The organism is Euzebyales bacterium (assembly GCA_035461305.1).
Lineage (GTDB): Bacteria > Actinomycetota > Nitriliruptoria > Euzebyales > JAHELV01 > JAHELV01.
In genome coordinates this window covers 1-16361 of sequence record DATHVN010000166.1, presented here as the reverse complement: position 1 = coordinate 16361, position 16361 = coordinate 1, and the positions used below count along the sequence as shown (strand labels likewise).

The window sequence follows — 16361 nt, the reverse complement described above, 5'->3', positions numbered from 1 at the left end:
GCGCGGGCTGCTCAGCGACGCTCGACGCCTCGCAGCGTGGCCTGGATCTCCCCCACCTCGGCGCTGGCGGCCAGGTCGATCACAACGTCGAGGTACCACTCGCGATGATCCTGCGGGTCGAGCAGCACCTGGGCGAGCGTCCACATGTCACCGGCGGTGTCGTCGAGCTGGAACAACGACGGTCCGCGAGCGTCGCCGGTGAGCAGCACCTCGTCGTGCTCGGCGAAGTAGGGCGCGAACGCCTCGGCGATGCGCTCGGGTGACCAGCCGCTGTCTCCCGCCGCGGTCAGATCCTCGACCAGTTCGTCCCACGCCCGCGTGGCGGCCAGCTGCACCCAGCGGAACGCCCGCGTGCGGACCAGCGTGCGGAACGCGCGGCGATCCGCCGTGATGTCGTGATCAGTCTCGCGCTCGACGACCACGGTGCCGTCCACCGCCGCCTCGGCATCGACAGCCTCGGGGTCGAGCAGCGCCTGCCACTCGTCGACGAGGCTCGAGTCGGTCGCGTGGATCACCGCGGCGAGCCAGTCCAGCACGTCCTCGACCTCCTCGGTCTTCAGCTCGTCAGGTACGGTGCGCTCGGTGGTCCGAAGGCAGTCCGACAGGTAGCGCAGCAGCCGACCCTCGCTGCGCTTGAGTCCGTAGTGGCGCACGAACTCGGGGAAGTCCATCGCGCGGTCGAACATGTCGGCGACCACGCCCTTGGGAGCGATGTTGCGGTCGTCGATCCACGCGTTGCGCTTGCGCCACCGGTCGAAGCGGTCATAGATGAGCTCGGCGAACGGCTGGGGCCAGCGGATCTTCTCGAGCAGCTCGATGCGCTGCTCGTACTCGATGCCGGCCGCCTTCATCTCGTCCATCGCCTGGTCGCGAGCCTTGTCCTGCTGCGCGTACAGGATGGGCCACGGATGATCGAGCACGCTCTCGACCAGGGCCAGCACCAGCAGAGGGTAGGCATCCCCCTCGCGGTCGAGCGTCGGCAGCACGTGCAGCAGGAATGGCGCGAGCGGCTGGTTGAGCGCGAAGTCCTCCTGCAGGTCGTGGTCCACTATGACCAGGCGGCCGTGCTCGTCGGGCGCGTCAAGGCGCCTGACCGCTCCCGCGTCACGCAGTGCGCGGAACAGACCGATCGCGCGCCGGATGTGGGTGCGCTGGCGCGCCCGCGGCTCGTGGTTGTCAGTCAGCAGGCTGCGGGCGGCGGCCCAGGTGTCGCCGGGTCGGTCGAGCAGCTGCAGCAGCATGCCGGGCGTCACCGTGAACGACGACTCGAGCCGCTCCGGCGGAGATTCTCGGAGGCGCTTGAAGGTGTCCTCGTCGTAGTGGACGAAGCCCTTCGGCGCGCTGGACCGCCGCAGCTTGCGCCTCTTCCTGGGATCGTCGGCCACCTTGGCCACGGCGGCCTCGTTCTCGGCGACGTGCTCTGGTGCCTGACAGACGACCAGCCCCTGCGTGTCGTAGCCCGCGCGGCCCGCGCGCCCTGCGACCTGGTGGAACTCCCGGGCGGTCAGGAGGCGGTTCTCGGTGCCGTCGAACTTGTAGAGCCGCGTGAGCACGACGGTGCGGATCGGCAGGTTGACGCCGACGCCGAGCGTGTCGGTGCCCGACACGACGCGCAGCGCACCCTGCTGGGTCAGCCGCTCGACCACGCGGCGGTAGCGCGGCAGCATGCCGGCGTGGTGCACGCCGACGCCGTTGCGCAGCAGGCGTGCCAGGTCGCGGCCGAACCCCGACGTCAGGCGCGCCTTCGCCAGCTCGTTGGCGACGGCCACCTTGCGCTCGTCGGATAGTTTCCCCGTGACCGACGCGAAGGCGTTGGCCTGCGCGACCGCATCCGCCTGACTGAAGCTGACGATGTACAGCGGCGCGGCGTCGCGCTCGAGCAACGACTCGATGGTGTGGTGCAGCAGGCTGCGGCTGTACTCGAACGACAGCGGCACGGGACGTTCGGCACCCGTGATGACCGCCGTCGTGCGCGCAGTGCGCGCGCTCAGGTCGTCGGCCAGGAACGTGACGTCGCCCAGCGTGGCCGACAGCAGGAGGAACGATGACTGTGAGAGGTTGAGCAACGGCACCTGCCAGGCCCAGCCGCGGTCGGGGTCGCCATAGAAGTGGAACTCGTCGAGCACGACCGTCTCGGCGTCGGTCGCCTCGCCGTCCCGCAGCGCCACGTTCGCCAGCACCTCGGTCGTGCAGCAGATCACCGGCGCGTCGGCGTTGAATGACGAGTCGCCCGTCATCATCCCGACGTTGGACGCACCGAGCTCGAAGCACAGGTCGAAGAACTTCTCGCTGACCAGCGCCTTGACGGGTGCGGTGTACCACGAACGCCCTCCGCCGGTCACCGACCGCGCGTGCGCCGCGAGGGCGACGAGCGACTTGCCGGATCCCGTCGGGGTCGACAGCACGACGTTGCTGCCTGTGAGCAGTTCGAGGATCGCATCCTCCTGGTGTGGATACAGGGCGAACCCGCGCTCGGCCGCCCAACCGGTCAGCGCATCGAGCAGCGCCTCGACGTCGGCAGGCGCCGCGGGCAGGAACGAGGACAGCGGAGTGGGCACGGCTGCCCAGTGTGCCCGACGCTGCGACGCCCTCCGTGCCCGTCAGCCCGGCCGAGACGTCCGGCCACGCTCCGAGAGTTCATCGATATGTTCGTGACACGGCGTCCCTCATGTGCACATGCCCGCCGCGATGGCCTATCGTCGTCGGAACCGCGGTTCCGGCCGAGGAGGTCCATGCGCTGAGCCGCGGAGGTGGAGGGGAGTCCCATGTCGTCAGTCGCATCATCGGTCACACCGATCCGGGGCCATGCCGGCGGAGGACCGGTCGAGCAGCTCCAGGCACTCGTCACCGATCCCGTCGCGGATCCCGAGGCGTTCGACACCGTGGCCGCCACGCACCCCGAGGCGTGGGCCGCAGCCACGGTCCTGGCTGCGCTCGCGCGCATCGTGGACGACGATCGCGACGGCACGGCCGGTGCGCAGCTCGATGCGGTCGCCGGCGGCGACGTGGACGATGACGCCCTGACGATCGCAGGTCAGCTCGGGGTCACGGTCCATGCCCGGGTCTCCGCGGTGGCGCTGTCGAGCGCCGCACGGCGCCACAGCGACGTGCTCGCGATGACGCACGGCGTGGACGTCGTCGACGATGTCACGGCCCTCCTGCTGAGCTACCGGGCGACCGCGCTCGCACGGGTGGGGATGGTCGTCGGTGCGCGGGAGGCTGCCGACCGGGTGCTGCGCTCGCGCCGGAGCCACCCCACGGTCCGCGCGTTCGCGCGCCGGCAGCGGCATGCGGCGTGGTCCGACGACGACATGGTGTAGCCGCGGACTGGTTACGCTGAACCCGCTCACGGGCGCATGGGCAAGCTGACGCAGAACACCCACACACCGGCCCAACTGGGGGTCGGCCGCCACCCCACTGTGTAGGCCCTCGTTCTGTCAGACCCGCGCGTCCGAGCCGGCGACCACGGCGTCACGCAGGCGCTCGGTCTCAGCCGACGGGGCCGCGTCCACCGTCGCCCGCAGGGCACGAACGCATAGCTCGTACTGCCGCAGCGCCAGATGCACCCGGCCCTGTCCGGCGTAGACGCGCATCAGCAGGCGGTTCGCGTCCTCGTGTGACGGATCGACATCGAGCATCCGGTGGGCCGTTGCCGTGCACGCCTCGATCTGGCCAGCGTCGAGCTGCAGCCGGCTCATGCGGTCGAGGGGGTCGGTGTAGCGCGGCGTCAGATGCTCGCGGGGGACCATGCTCCACTGCTCGAATGGCGTGTCGCACGCGTGGTCGCCGCCCCACAGAAGACCGACCGCCGCGCGGTATGCCACCAGCGCGTCACGCACGCGTCCGTCGGCCTCCGCCGCGGCGGCCGGCGACGAGCGACCGTTCGAAGCTGTCGATCTCCGGCCGGGCTCCTTGAGGAAGCTCGTCGCGTGACGCGGCGTGACCGGGACGCGCCCGGCCGATGGCGCAGCACGGCGTAGCCGCGGTGTCCCGGCGACGCCAGCGTGCGCAGCTGGCGGGCCACCCGCGGCGCGCCACGCGGTGCGCAGTCACCCACACACCCCTGCTCCAGGGCCACGAGCCAGGGACGCAGGGTGGCCATGTCCAGGCTGCTCGTGACGATCTGGTGGGTGGAAGTAGCCGGTGGCGACACCCAGCTCGAGCGCCGCGCGCTGGTCGCCGGTCGCGCCGGCGACCAGGGTGGCGGTCAGGTGATCGAGCAGCCACTGCCAGGTCGAGCGCCCTGTGATCGCGCCGGCGACCGCGTCGTGCGGCCACACACCGGCGGCGTCGAGGACGTCATGCGCCAGCGTCGGACGTCCGGCGGTGATTCCGAGCAATCGATCGGTGACCTCGGAAGGCATCTCGACACCATCGGTGGCGGCGGCCCGGTGACCACGTCGGCGGCGACCAGAGCAGCATGCGGCAGGGCCAGCCGGTCGGTGCGGCGCGACGCCACCACGACCAGGCTGCTCACCCGCTCCACGAGGCGGCACGGATGCCGTCGAGCAGCCGACCGGCCGGTGTGATCGCCGCCCAGCTTGCAGGGGCATGCACGCACCGGTTGGCGCGCCGGCGACGCTCGACGATCATGGCGAGCAACCCGCCGGTCGGACGGGCCGCGTCGATGATGAGCGTCGACGGCGCGGTGAGATATTTGGAATCCGTTGTCGGGCGGCACTTCGCCTGCGAACCTGAGGGGTGGCTGGGCGTCAGGAGCATCTGTGGCTGACCGAGACAACGTCCACTGGCACGAGCTCTACCACGAGGTCGTCGACACCGGATTGTGCACTGGCTGCGCCGCCTGTGTGATGGCGTGCCCGCGCGACGTCCTCGACTACACCGACGACTACTGGCCGGTGCAGATCGGTGAGGGCAACGCCTTCGACGGCTGTTGGATCGGCGACCGCGGGTGTGACATCTGCACGCGGGCGTGCCCTCGGTTCCGGGCATGGGAGACCGATCTGGACGCCGAGCTGTTCGGCCGCCCGCGCGAGCACGAGGAGGTCTACGGCATCGCCCGGTCGGTGCTGCTGTGCCGCGCGACCGACGAGGCGGTGCACGAGGCGGGCCAGGACGGCGGGCTCGTGTCGGTGCTGCTGATCTGGGGGCTGGAGACCGGCAGGATCGAGGCGGCGGCGACGTCACAGATCGTCGACAAGCGCGGGCCATTCGACTCCGAGCCGTTCCTGGCGAAGACGCGCGCCGACGTGCTGGCCACCGCCGGGTCGCGCTACACGTACTCCGCGAACCCGCTCGCGTTGGAGCAGGCGGCCGACGAGCGGCTCAAGCAGGTCGCGCTGGTCGGCATGTCGTGCCAGGCGTCGATCAACGGGACGCTGTCTGCCTACGGGGTCAACAAGTTCAAGAACAAGCTGGCCCTGACCATCGGGCTGCTGTGCTCCAAGACGTTCACCTACGACGGGCAGGCCCAGGTGCTCGCCGAGCACGGCATCGACATCGCCGATGTCACCAAGATCAACATCAAGGGCCGCTACATGATCTGGACCCGCGACGGTCAGTACCATGAGATCCCGTTGAAGAAATTGCATCCGTACACGCGGGAGGGCTGCAAGAAGTGTCCGGACTTCGCAGCGGAGCACGCCGACATCTCGGTCGGGGGCATCGGCGCGGACGACAACTGGACGCTCACACTGGTGCGCACCCAGCGCGGTGAGGACTGGATGACCGGCGTCATCGACGCAGGGCTCGTCGAGGTGCGCCCCGCCGAGGACGACGCGGTCGCGATGAAGCTCCTGCGCAGCCTGTCGGTCAGGTCACGCAAGCGCTGGCCGAGCGACGACCTGGTGGAGGCCCACCGCGCGCCGGGCCTGCTGCCCATCGTCCAAACGTCCTGACCGGCATCCCGGGGAGCCAACCCACCACATCAGTCCGTCCTATCGATCGAGTGGCAGCTCCCTCGGCACGGACCTGATGCGGGTCACGGGAACGCGTGCCCTCTGCTGTGCGGCCGAGCGGCTCAGGTGTGGATGACGTCCGCTGCCGTCAACGGTAGATGACGTCGACGCTGGCGAACGCGCCCAGCTCGTGGTCGGCGGTGAACAGCTCGTGGTCGCGGCGCACCCGGTCGGCTGCCTCCTCGGCGAACCGCACGATGTCGTCGATGAACAGCGTCTGGCTGCCGACCGCCGCGACGATCTTGGGTTCGATGTCGTGCTCGAGTTGACCGACGTCGTCCGACAGCGCGTGGGCATGGGCCAGGGCCTTCCCGCAGATCGCGGCGTAGTCCATCCACTGGCTCTTGGACAGGTCGTCGAGGTCGATGTCGTCGCGGAACGGAGCGCGCTCGCGTGACATGAAGCTCATGCCCTCGAACTCGATGTGGCCGTAGAACACGTCACCCCGCACCAGCTGGACGCCGTGCGCATGGGCGATGCGGTCGGCGTGTCCGTCGAAGGCGTACTCCGAGGGTGGGACCAGCCCCGCCAGCGCGGACCGGCGTGCCTGCTTGAGCTCGATCACGAGGTCGTCGAACCCGTCAGCGTTCGGGCCCTCGATCAGGATGTAGTAGCGGGCGAGGCCCAGGGATGCAGTGCCTGCTCCCTTGCGCTCGGCGACGTCCTTGACGCGCATCTCACCGGCACGGGGCGGCACGTCGATGTCGTTCTCCTCGACGAAGCGGTCGATCAGCGCCTGGAACTCGTCGCGGCGGCTGCTGATCGGCACCAGCTCGTCGTCGGCGCGAAACCCGCGCCCGTACTCGTCGTGGTGGTCGTCGGCCAACCACTCGGCGCGGTCCTGCGTCGCGCTCTTGATCAGCTTGCGGATGAGCTTCGGCGCGTTGTCCATCCGCACCTGGTGCTCGTGCTCGATCGGGTCGTCGGCGTACCGGCTGATGCCGTCGATGTAGCCGTGCACGAACCGCCGGGCGATCTTGCGCTGTCGCTTCGGACCGTGGCCACCCTCCTCCTGCGCAGCGATCATGAAGCCGACCGCGCCGCGCTTGAGGTCCCACGTGAACGGCGCGTAGTACGCCTCGTCGAAGTCGTTCACACCGAAGATGGGCACGTTGTCGGCGCTGGGCATCACGCCGAAGTTCTCTGGGTGCACGTCGCCGAGGGTGAGCACCGTGGGCATCCACGCGTCCTCACCCGCCAGGTCCCGGTAGAACAGCAGGCACGTGCCGCGGAAGAACGAGTAGAGCGAGTCGGCCAGCTCGTCGAACTTGGCCTGCGCGTCCTCGTGACGGTTGGCGATGCGCGTCTGGTGGTCCTCGCGCAGGGTCTGCCGCACGTGCAGGCGCCGGTCATTGCCCTCCAGGATGCGCGGCAGCATGACGAGATCGCCGCGGGCGCGGGCCTCGGCGAGGGCACTGAAGGCCTCGAACCGCGACCCTGCCGGCTGCTGGCCACCGTGGCTGGTGTCGGTGACGGGAGTGTCGTCGGCGGCCTTCGGTGCGCCGCGGTCGGCGGCCTTCGCGGGGGACTGATCGGTGGTGTCAGATTCCGCCGACGGTGGATCACCGTCGGGCGGGTCGCCGTCGCGGAGCGCGGCGACCAGCTCCTCCTTGCTCATCGACGAGCGTCCCTCGAGGCCGCGCTCCTTGGCGAGCGCGTACAGCTCCCTGCGTGTCGCGTTGTCCAGCGATGCGGTGTCGGTGCTCATGGCCGTTTGCTTACCCAGACCGACCGCGTGTGCAACGGCGGCGCGAGCCGAGTTCCCGGCGGTACCCTCGGCCGTCACGGACGAGGAGCGAGGCGATGGCGCGAGCCGAGTTCCCGGCGGTACCCTCGGCCGTCACGGACAAGGAGCGGGGCGATGGCACTCGACGACGGCTACGTCGCCTACGTGATGGAGCTGCTCGAGCCCCTCGGCGCGGTCACCGGCCGCAAGATGTTCGGCGGCTACGGGATCTGGGAGGACGGCGACATGTTCGCGCTGCTCGACAGCGAGTCGACCCTGCACTTCAAGGTCGACGACGCGACGCGGGCGCGCTACGCGGACGCCGGCAGCGAGCAGTTCATGACCATGCCGTACTGGTCGGTACCCGTCGACGTGCTCGAGGACCACGACACGCTGCAGGTCTGGGCGCGCGAGGCGATCGCCGTCGGCCACGCGACGTCGAAGCGCCGCTGAGCCTCTGGGCGTGGCGCCTGGTCACCACATGCGGAGACTGGGCTCCACACCGAACAACCGTTCTACAATGGGTGCATGGTCTTCGTCCGCTGGCACTACCGCAACGGCGTCTATGTGTGCTCACATCTCCGGCGCCGTCGCCCCCGGCCCGGGCCTGATCAGACGTCGCTGCTACCGACCCTGGTCCCTCCGCTGGCTGTCGACCCTGCGTCCATGACGCGCGCCGACTCTCAGGACGCCGCACCGGCTCCCGTGCTCCCCGGCCAGCGCGCCCTTCCGATCCCGGCAATCACCTGAGGCACATTCCGACGCCTCGCTGGATCGGCGGGGCGTCGGTGGATGTCCGGCGGACGGGCACTCGCCTGGGGTAGGGCTGCACTCCGGGCCGGCGGCGTTGCGTGACGTCCGGGTCGGGCTGCGCCGGCGTGAGGGCGCGCGCCTGGTTGGCGAACCGGCTGACCTCGATGTGCTCGCGGCGTCCCAGCTCGGCACGGACCTGCCTGATCGCGTGACATCTGTCAACGCGCTTCATTGTCGTCGGGTGGGCCTAGGCTGGCGACGCCGACGCTGAGGCCACCATGCAGTTCCGTTGCCTTGGTCCCCTGGGGGTGTCCGAGGCTGGCCGGGACCAGCCGCTCGGTGGACCGAAGCAGCGGCTGGTGCGGGCGCACCTGCTGGTCCGTGCCAACCAGACCGTGCCCATCGACATGTTGGCAGCGTTGGTGTGGGACGACGATCCGCCGCCCGCCGCGCGCAGCTCCCTGCAGAGCTACGTCTCCCACCTGCGGCGTTCACCTGGCGCTCACCGCATCGAGAGCAGCGGGCGAGCGCAAGATCGCGCCGGCCGGCAGGGCGATGCCCTCGCCGCCTACGACCGTGCCCGCGCCCGGCTGGCCGACCAGCTCGGGATCAATCCTTCCGACGAGCTGCGGTCGCTGCATCAACGGGTGCTTAGCGAGCTGACCCGTGACCTGACCGACGCCGAATGCCAGCAGTACCTGCACCTGGACGCGTGCCCCTCCCCCTGACTTGACCAGGGACGAACCGCACCGCAGAGCGCACCGACCGTCCCATGGCCGCGCACCTACGCAATCTGAAGACAAGCCTCGCGGGAGAGACCTCCGCAGTCCCCATGCCCGGCGCTTCGCGACGCGATTCTCGGCGGTCGGACAGATCAGGCACCGACGCCAGGGTCGGGCCCCGGGTCGCCGCCGGCGGCGCAGACACCGAGGCGCGCCAGGTAGTGCTCCCAGCCGATGCGGTGGACGTCCGCGTGATCGGCTGGCAGGTCGCGGTGTGTCAGGCGGATCAGCGTGCCGCCGCCGTCCTGCTCGAGGTCGATCTCGACGATCGTCGAGCCGGGGGGCAGGTCCGGCATGTCGATCCAGCCCCACGTGAAGACGACGCGGGTGTCGCGCACCAGTTCGACGAACTGCCCACGCGCGCACATGCCGTTGCCCATCAGGATGCGGAACAGGCCGCCTGGCTGGGCGTCGATCGTGGCCTCGGCGCCCTGCCACCGCACCCAGCGCTCCGAGTCCGTCAGGTAGGCGTAGACCGCCGCGGGTGTGGCGTCCACATGACGTTCGACGACGAGCGTCGCCGGCTCACTCGTCATCGGCCTGCTCCGTCGGCTCGGCCTCGACCGCCTCGGCGAGCTGGTCCAGGGTCTGCGTCCACATGAGCTCCAGCGCCGGCCGCAGCGGCCCGAGCCGCTCCTTGTCCGTGCGGTAGTAGCGGCGGTTACCGGCACGACGGACCGTGACGTACCCTGCGTCACGGAGCACGGCGAGGTGCTGCGACACCGCGCCGAAGGTGACGTCGAACCGATCGGCGATGTCGCCGGCAGACAGCTCGTCGTCCCAGACGAGCCGCAGGATCTCGCGTCGTCGTGGCTCGGCGACGATCTGCCATGGGTCCATCCCCATCCACTTTAGTCCAGGTTGAAGTAGCGTACGGGGGTGGTATTCTACCCGTGACTAAAATAGACGATCCCGGGAGCACCCCGATGGGCGACTACGCGATCCACATGCAGTTCAACATCGACGCCGACCCCGGCACCGTGCTGCAGGCACTGACGACGTCCGACGGCGTCGAACGGTGGTGGTCACGACCCGTGGACGGCGACCCCGGCAAGGACGGGGGTGCGTTCCGCATCTCGTTTCCCGACGTCCCCCAGTCGTTCGAGTTCGCCGTAGAGCGCGGCGACCGAAGCCTCGCATGGGCGACGCTGGCGTTCCCACCGTGGTGGGCTGACACGACGATCCGATGGCGAGTCGAGGAGCCTGACGAGGGCACGGGGACACGGTTGCTGTTCACGCACGAGGGGTTCGACCCCGCCAACCCGATCATCCCCGTCATCACCCCGGCCTGGGCGCGGTTCATCTTCGGCCTCAAGGATCAGGCCGAGGGCAGCGCCTGAGCAACGCACTGGCGCGGCGACGGGCTGGCATGTAGGCAGGCAGCGGGACAGGACAGATGTGGGCAGAAACCACCCGTGGCGGGGCGCGGACCTTCTACGAGGATGTGCACACACCTCGAACAGGCGCACCCCCAATGTCATACATCGACTATCACGTCGCCGTTGTCATGGCGGACCGTGCGCGGGAGGCCGAGCGGGCCCGCCGGTCGCGCGTCCCCCGGCGGAAACCGCGCCGGACATTCGCCTGGCCGTCGCGACGGGCACGCTTGCGCGTCCGTCCCGCGTGACCAACACTTCCCACCTGATGCGAACGACCCTCCGCGCCCCGAGGGGGTCGTCCGCATTGCGCCTGGACGCCTGTTGCGTGCTAACTTAATTGCGTGACTACTGAATCGTCTGCGGCTGCGTACGACGATGCGGCACTCCGGGCCCTCGCGCACCCCGGACGCCGCCGCATGCTCCGACTGGTCTGGAGCGCCGAGCGGACGTCGACCGACCTCGCCGAGCACACGAGCATGTCGCGGCCCTCGGCCAGCCAGCACCTGCGCGTGTTGCGCGACGCGAACCTGGTGGCGGTACGCGTCGACGGCAACCGCCGGTGGTACCGGGCCGACCGCGACCGCCTCGCGAGGATCCGGGCGCTGGTCGCAGGCTTCTGGGACGACCGTCTCGACGCGTTGCAGGCAGCCGCCGAGGAGGAGACGCAACGTCGTGGCTGACATCGTGATCGAGCGCAACATCGCCGCACCGCCCGACGTCCTCTTTGCGATGTTCACCGAGCCAGACCTCCTCGTGCGCTGGCTCGGCGACAACGCGGAGCTCGACCCCGTCCCCGGCGGGGTGTTCCGCTTCACGCTGGCCGACAAGGACGCCTGCCTCGGCCGGTACGTCGAGCTCGATCCACCCCACCGCCTCGTGTTCACGTGGGGCTGGGAGCGCGCGGAGGCCATACCGGTGCCGGCGGGATCGACCGAGGTCACCGTCGAGCTGACGCCCATCGCGACCGGCACCCGGCTGCGGCTGACCCACCGCGGCCTCGACGGCGACGATGCCACGCTGCACGAGCACGGCTGGGACCGGTTCCTGACAAGGCTCGGCGCGGTGATCGACGGCGTCGATCCGGGGCCCGCCCCGTGGGCGGAGCACCCCGACGAGGTCGTGAAACGCGTGAGACAGGAACGATGACGTGAACCTCGCAGCAGTACAGACCATCGAACGGCCCGCCGACGAGGTGTTCGCCTTCATCGCCGACGCATCCAACAACTCCCGCTGGCAGCAGGGCATGCGTTCGTGTGCGTGGACCTCGCCGCCGCCGATCGGCGTCGGCGCCACGTACCGGCAGGAGGCGGCGTTCCTGGGACGGCAGGTCGTGACCGAGTTCGAGGTGGTCGGGCACGAGCCGGGACGATCGATCACGATCCAGTCGACCAGCGGCCCGTTCCCGATCCGCGTCACCCGCTCGGTCACGGCGGTCGACACGTGGACCTGCCGCGTCGAGGCGGCGATCAGTGGCGACCCCGGCCGGTTCTTCCGCCTGGCTGCTCCGATCGTGCAGCGCCTCGCCCAGCGCTCGGTGACCGCCGACTACCGACGGCTCAAGGCCCTGCTCGAGGACGGTACCTGACGACCGCGCGTGCCGGCACCCACATCCGGGCCGCAGCCGGCACGCCACCGGACCGGTACGATGCCACCCGTGGCAGGGACCGCGCACGAGATGACGATCGACGGGCACCAGGTCCGGATCACGAGCGCGGACAAGGTGTTCTTCCCGAAGCGCGGCGAGACCAAGCTCGACCTGGTCGAGCACTACCAGCGGTTCGCCGAGCCCGTCATGCGCACGATGGGTGGCCGGCCCGTCATGCTCCAACGCTTTCCCGAAGGCGCGGGTGGACCGTCGTTCTTCCAGAAGCGGGTCCCCAAGAACGCGCCCGACTGGCTCCAGACGACAACAGTGATGACCGTGAACGGCACGCCGTCGCGCGCGATGGTCGTCGGCGACATCGCGCACCTCGCCTGGGCGGTCAACCTCGGGTGCCTCGGTTTCCACCCGTGGCCGTTCCCGGCCGACGACCCGGACCACACCGACGAGCTGCGCCTCGACCTCGACCCGCAACCGGGCACCGTGTTCCGCGACGCCGTCGTCGCGGCCCACGAGCTGCGCACGCTGCTCCACGAGGTCGGCGTGACCGCATGGCCCAAGACGACCGGACGACGCGGTCTGCATGTATACGTGCGGCTCGCGCGACTCTGGGACTCCTACCAGGTGCGACACGCGGCGGTCGCCATCGCCCGCGAGCTGGAGCGCCGACGGCCGGACCTCATCACAGCGGCCTGGTGGAAGGAGGAGCGAGGTACGCGTGTGTTCCTCGACTACAACCAGAACGCCCCGCACAAGACGGTGTTCGGCGCGTGGTCGGTCCGTGACCGTGTGGGTGGGCAGGTGTCGACGCCCGTCAGCTGGGACGAGCTCGACGAGATCGATCCCGACGAGCTCACGATCGCGAGCCTGCCCGCTCGGCTGGACGCCCTCGGCGACCCGTGGGAGGGCATCAACGACAGCCCGCAGTCGCTCGACACGCTGCTCGAGATGCACGAGCGCGACCGGGCGAACGGGTTGATGGATGCGCCGTGGCCGCCGGTCTATCCCAAACAGCCCGACGAGCCGCCGCGAGTTGCGCCCAGCAGAGCCCGTTCACACGAATGAGCGCGGAGGCCACCCCCGGCAGGATGACGTGACCTCGAAGTCCGGCAGGTCGGCCCCCTCCACGTTACCGCGCCATCACGAGTGCCACGTACCGTGCCTGCAACCAGGGTCGCCCAGCACAGCTGACCTGTGGCTTCGGGGTCGTCGTACAACCCCGCCGGCGGTGTCGCCGTCGTCATCGTCCCGGCTCCATCCCTGTGTGGCGGGATGTCGCGTCTGGTGGTCAACCGCTCACGATGCGCGGAACTCTCACCCTCGTGTCAAGGGTTATATTTGGTCCCAGTCGCGTTGACCGTCCGCCGGGCGGTCAGGCGGTTGATGCGACGCGACGGCGCGCAATGACATCGTTGATCACCGGCGGCAGGGGCTCGACGCGCACATTGAAGGGCGTGAGCTCCTCGCCGCAGCCAGCGCAGACCGTGACGGCGTGGGTCGTCCGTCCACAGGCGTCGTGGATCAGATCGATGGGCGGGTCGTCGCCGGGGCCGGCCCACGTGTCGCCCCAGTGCATCATGGCCAGCAGCACGGGCAGCAGGTCACGGCCCTTGGCGGTCAGGCGGTACTCGAACCGGGGCGGGTGCTCCTCGTACTGCCGGCGTTCGAGCACACCGGCGTCGACCAGCCGTCCGAGCCGGTCGGTCAGGATGTTGCGCGCGATACCGAGGTCGCGCGTGAAGTCCTCGAACCGGCGCACGCCGTAGAAGGCGTCGCGCAGCACCAGCAGCGTCCACTTGTCGCCGACGACGTCGAGGGTGCGCGCGACCGAGCACGAGAAGGCGGAGAGGTCCACGCGGCGGGGCATGGCGCTCAGTCTACCTGCCCGTACGCTCGTGGGTTGCAGAAGGAAACGTTCTTCGGTAGAGTGCGTTGCGAAAAGCAACCTACTCGACGTCGCGGCGGTTCGCGGCCCGCGCCCGGAGCAACGACGATGCGCGCATCATCCACCCCCTTGCCGGTCGTGCTGACGCTCAGGGAGATCATGCTGGACCTCGAGTCCGGTCGGTCCCAGCCGCTGCGGCCGACCGACCGTCTGCTGAGCCTGCGCGCACGGCGGCGCCCGACACTCGGTGGCCCCACGTTCCTACGCTCCTACGTGACGGCGCGGGCGCTGGGCCGCATCCACCCGCGCCTGGCGCGGCGATCGCTGCTGCGCCTGTGGCTGACACCATGGGTCCACCGAGCGAGCCGGCGGCCGGCCACAGGTCTCGCCAACGACACGCGGCCGTGGTCGCTCCACCACGACGGGCGCACGCTGAGCGGCTTCACCGGTGGCGCCGGCCCGACCGCGGTCCTGGTGCACGGGTGGGCAGGGCGCGCCGCGGACTGGCGACACATCGCCCAGGGCCTCATCACGGCGGGCTGGCGGGTCGTCGCGCCGGACCTGCCGGCGCACGGCACGACTGACGGGCGCACCACGGACGCCTTCGAGCTCGCCCGGGCCGCGGGTGCAGTACTGCGCCACGAGCGCCCCGATGCGGTCGTCGCGCACTCCATGGGGTTCCCGATCGTGCTGCTTGCCTTCGAGGACGGGGTCGACGCGCCGGAGACCCTCGTCGCGCTGGCGCCGGGCAGGCGCATGATCCGCGCGCTCGATCGCTTCGGCGACCAGGCCAGGCTGCGTCCCGCGCTCGTCGACGAGCTGCGCAGGGCGAACCAGCGACGCTTCGGCCAAGACGTGTGGGAGGTCCTCGACGTCGACCGGTCGCTGCCGGACCTGGCACCCACAGGACTCATCGTGCACGACGCCGATGACGCGGACGTGCCGATCGCTGACGGGCGCGACATCGCCGACCGGTGGCCAGGCGCGGCGTTCGTCGCCACCCACGGCCTGGGCCACCGGCGGATCCTACGCGACCCGCACGTCCGCGAGCTGGTGGTCGACGCGCTCAGTTGATCCTCCACCGAACGTGACGACCTAGGACAGATGCTGTCCTCATCGCTCGATACGGTTCAGATCACCTTCGACCAAGGACGTGAACGATGGACTGGAAGATCGAGCTGCTCCCCGTACCGGTCGCGGACATCGACCGGGCCAAGGCCTTCTACGTCGACCGGGTCGGCTTCGCCGCCGACCACGACCACCGGGTCGACGAGAACCTCCGGTTCGTCCAGCTGACCCCACCCGGTTCTGCCTGTTCGATCGTCCTCGACCACGGCATGACCGGCATGGCACCCGGCTCGGTCGAGGGCATCCAGATGGTGGTGGCCGACGTCGAGGCGGCCCGCGAGCATCTGCTGTCCAACGGCGTCGAGGCCAGCGATGTCCGCGACTACCCGTGGGGCAGGTTCGTGTTGTTCAGCGATCCGGACGGCAACGGCTGGTCCCTCCAGCAGTTGCCGCCTCGCTGATCCGTGAATGACCCTGAGAGAGGTCGCGCCCTGGTTGGATGCGACGGTCCTGGGCCTCCGCGCATCAGATCGCCGCGGACGTCCTCCCGCGTGCGGACCACATCACGGAACTGCTCTTCGGCCTCGGTGGGCACCCGCGCGAGGACAACTCGCCGGCGGCCAGCAGCCGCGCCGCGGACCGCGTCGCGCCGGTCGGTCTTGACCCGATCCGTCGGCCGCTTCGGGATCAACCCCGGTGTCACCACCCGCAGATCGATCCCCGCCTCGCGGGCCGCGCGGGCCAGCCGAACCCGGTGGGGCCGCCTCATACACGGCGCGCACGCCCGGGCCCAGGCGGCGCCATCGCCGGCCGGCGCCTCCGGCAAGCCTGCTCGTCGACAGTTGGCCGGTCGCAGCCTCCAGCTGCGCCGCGTGGGTCTGGGCAGCATGGACGTCGAGGCCGGCAACGATCACACCATGCGCCATGGTCGGCACCCCCGTGACTGGGGTGTCCGGCCCGAGGCCCATCCTCGGATCGGCCAGTCCCCGCACACTTCATGCGCGGGGGTGATGACCGGTCGACACGTCAACCGGCCCGCCGCTCCATAGGGTCTGACTGATCCGTGAATGACCGTAAGTGGTCTTGGATGTGGGCGTGGCGGGGTTGCTCGGCGGGTGACGCCGGGTGACGGTGGAGCGGCTGGGGTCAGGCGGCCTTGGCGAGTGTGACCTGGTAGCCGAGGTCGGCGAGTTGGCGGGTCAGGTGACGGGCGCGACGTTCGGGGTCGATCCGGGTGGTGAAGTAGTCGG

Annotated in this window: 18 protein-coding genes; 11 read left to right on the top strand and 7 right to left on the bottom strand. The window is 70.0% G+C overall.

Annotated elements, in window-relative coordinates; genetic code table 11:
- Window positions 1–11 precede the first annotated feature (11 nt).
- On the bottom strand, window positions 12–2558 hold the full coding sequence (locus tag VK923_15765) for a DUF3516 domain-containing protein (protein HSJ46131.1): 2547 nt from the start codon (window positions 2556–2558) through the stop codon (window positions 12–14).
- Between the two features lie 207 nt (window positions 2559–2765).
- On the opposite strand from VK923_15765, the gene VK923_15760 reads away from it, so the two are divergent.
- A complete protein-coding gene (locus tag VK923_15760; GenBank protein HSJ46130.1) occupies window positions 2766–3320 on the top strand; it encodes a hypothetical protein in 555 nt (184 codons plus the stop codon).
- 117 nt (window positions 3321–3437) lie between these two features.
- Here VK923_15760 and VK923_15755 read toward each other — a convergent pair whose 3' ends face one another.
- Window positions 3438–4049, bottom strand: coding sequence for a bacterial transcriptional activator domain-containing protein (locus VK923_15755; GenBank protein ID HSJ46129.1), 612 nt, complete (start codon window positions 4047–4049; stop codon window positions 3438–3440).
- On the bottom strand, window positions 4050–4364 hold the full coding sequence (locus VK923_15750; GenBank protein ID HSJ46128.1) for a hypothetical protein: 315 nt from the start codon (window positions 4362–4364) through the stop codon (window positions 4050–4052).
- Between the two features lie 360 nt (window positions 4365–4724).
- On the opposite strand from VK923_15750, the gene VK923_15745 reads away from it, so the two are divergent.
- Complete coding sequence (locus tag VK923_15745) at window positions 4725–5858, top strand: Coenzyme F420 hydrogenase/dehydrogenase, beta subunit C-terminal domain (GenBank protein HSJ46127.1); 1134 nt, start codon at window positions 4725–4727, stop codon at window positions 5856–5858.
- Window positions 5859–6006: 148 nt separating this feature from the next.
- On the opposite strand, the gene VK923_15740 is transcribed toward VK923_15745, so the two are convergent.
- A complete protein-coding gene (locus VK923_15740; GenBank protein ID HSJ46126.1) occupies window positions 6007–7626 on the bottom strand; it encodes a DUF2252 family protein in 1620 nt (539 codons plus the stop codon).
- Between the two features lie 153 nt (window positions 7627–7779).
- Here VK923_15740 and VK923_15735 point away from each other — a divergent pair, with 153 nt between their 5' ends.
- Complete coding sequence (locus tag VK923_15735; GenBank protein ID HSJ46125.1) at window positions 7780–8097, top strand: TfoX/Sxy family protein; 318 nt, start codon at window positions 7780–7782, stop codon at window positions 8095–8097.
- A gap of 578 nt (window positions 8098–8675) precedes the next feature.
- Window positions 8676–9125, top strand: coding sequence for a BTAD domain-containing putative transcriptional regulator (locus tag VK923_15730; protein ID HSJ46124.1), 450 nt, complete (start codon window positions 8676–8678; stop codon window positions 9123–9125).
- A 146-nt stretch (window positions 9126–9271) separates the two neighbouring features.
- On the opposite strand, the gene VK923_15725 is transcribed toward VK923_15730, so the two are convergent.
- Together VK923_15725 and VK923_15720 are read right to left on the bottom strand one after the other, a co-directional pair.
- Window positions 9272–9715 carry an SRPBCC domain-containing protein gene (locus tag VK923_15725; protein ID HSJ46123.1) on the bottom strand — a complete coding sequence of 148 codons (444 nt, stop codon included), beginning with the start codon at window positions 9713–9715 and terminating at the stop codon, window positions 9272–9274.
- Window positions 9705–10019, bottom strand: a complete 315-nt coding sequence (locus tag VK923_15720) for a metalloregulator ArsR/SmtB family transcription factor (GenBank protein ID HSJ46122.1) — start codon at window positions 10017–10019, stop codon at window positions 9705–9707. The genes VK923_15725 and VK923_15720 overlap by 11 nt, the downstream gene beginning before the upstream one ends.
- 86 nt (window positions 10020–10105) lie before the next feature.
- Between VK923_15720 and VK923_15715 the strand changes: the two genes are divergently transcribed.
- The 5 genes from VK923_15715 (at window position 10106) to ligD (ending at window position 13223) form a co-directional block, all read left to right on the top strand.
- A complete protein-coding gene (locus tag VK923_15715; GenBank protein ID HSJ46121.1) occupies window positions 10106–10519 on the top strand; it encodes an SRPBCC domain-containing protein in 414 nt (137 codons plus the stop codon).
- A gap of 380 nt (window positions 10520–10899) precedes the next feature.
- Complete coding sequence (locus VK923_15710; GenBank protein ID HSJ46120.1) at window positions 10900–11238, top strand: metalloregulator ArsR/SmtB family transcription factor; 339 nt, start codon at window positions 10900–10902, stop codon at window positions 11236–11238.
- The gene (locus VK923_15705) at window positions 11231–11704 is read left to right on the top strand and encodes an SRPBCC domain-containing protein (protein ID HSJ46119.1); all 474 of its coding nucleotides are present in this window, start codon (window positions 11231–11233) and stop codon (window positions 11702–11704) included. Before VK923_15710 ends, VK923_15705 begins: the two co-directional genes overlap by 8 nt.
- Before the next feature lies 1 nt (window position 11705).
- The gene (locus tag VK923_15700; protein HSJ46118.1) at window positions 11706–12143 is read left to right on the top strand and encodes an SRPBCC family protein; all 438 of its coding nucleotides are present in this window, start codon (window positions 11706–11708) and stop codon (window positions 12141–12143) included.
- Window positions 12144–12212: 69 nt separating this feature from the next.
- A complete protein-coding gene (gene ligD / locus VK923_15695) occupies window positions 12213–13223 on the top strand; it encodes a non-homologous end-joining DNA ligase (protein HSJ46117.1) in 1011 nt (336 codons plus the stop codon).
- A 307-nt stretch (window positions 13224–13530) separates the two neighbouring features.
- Here ligD and VK923_15690 read toward each other — a convergent pair whose 3' ends face one another.
- Window positions 13531–14025, bottom strand: coding sequence for a helix-turn-helix domain-containing protein (locus VK923_15690; protein ID HSJ46116.1), 495 nt, complete (start codon window positions 14023–14025; stop codon window positions 13531–13533).
- A 126-nt stretch (window positions 14026–14151) separates the two neighbouring features.
- On the opposite strand from VK923_15690, the gene VK923_15685 reads away from it, so the two are divergent.
- Together VK923_15685 and VK923_15680 are read left to right on the top strand one after the other, a co-directional pair.
- Complete coding sequence (locus VK923_15685) at window positions 14152–15117, top strand: alpha/beta fold hydrolase (GenBank protein HSJ46115.1); 966 nt, start codon at window positions 14152–14154, stop codon at window positions 15115–15117.
- An 86-nt stretch (window positions 15118–15203) separates the two neighbouring features.
- Window positions 15204–15572 (top strand): glyoxalase superfamily protein, encoded by a 369-nt coding sequence (locus VK923_15680; GenBank protein ID HSJ46114.1) that lies wholly within the window; start codon window positions 15204–15206, stop codon window positions 15570–15572.
- Window positions 15573–16361: the final 789 nt, after the last annotated feature.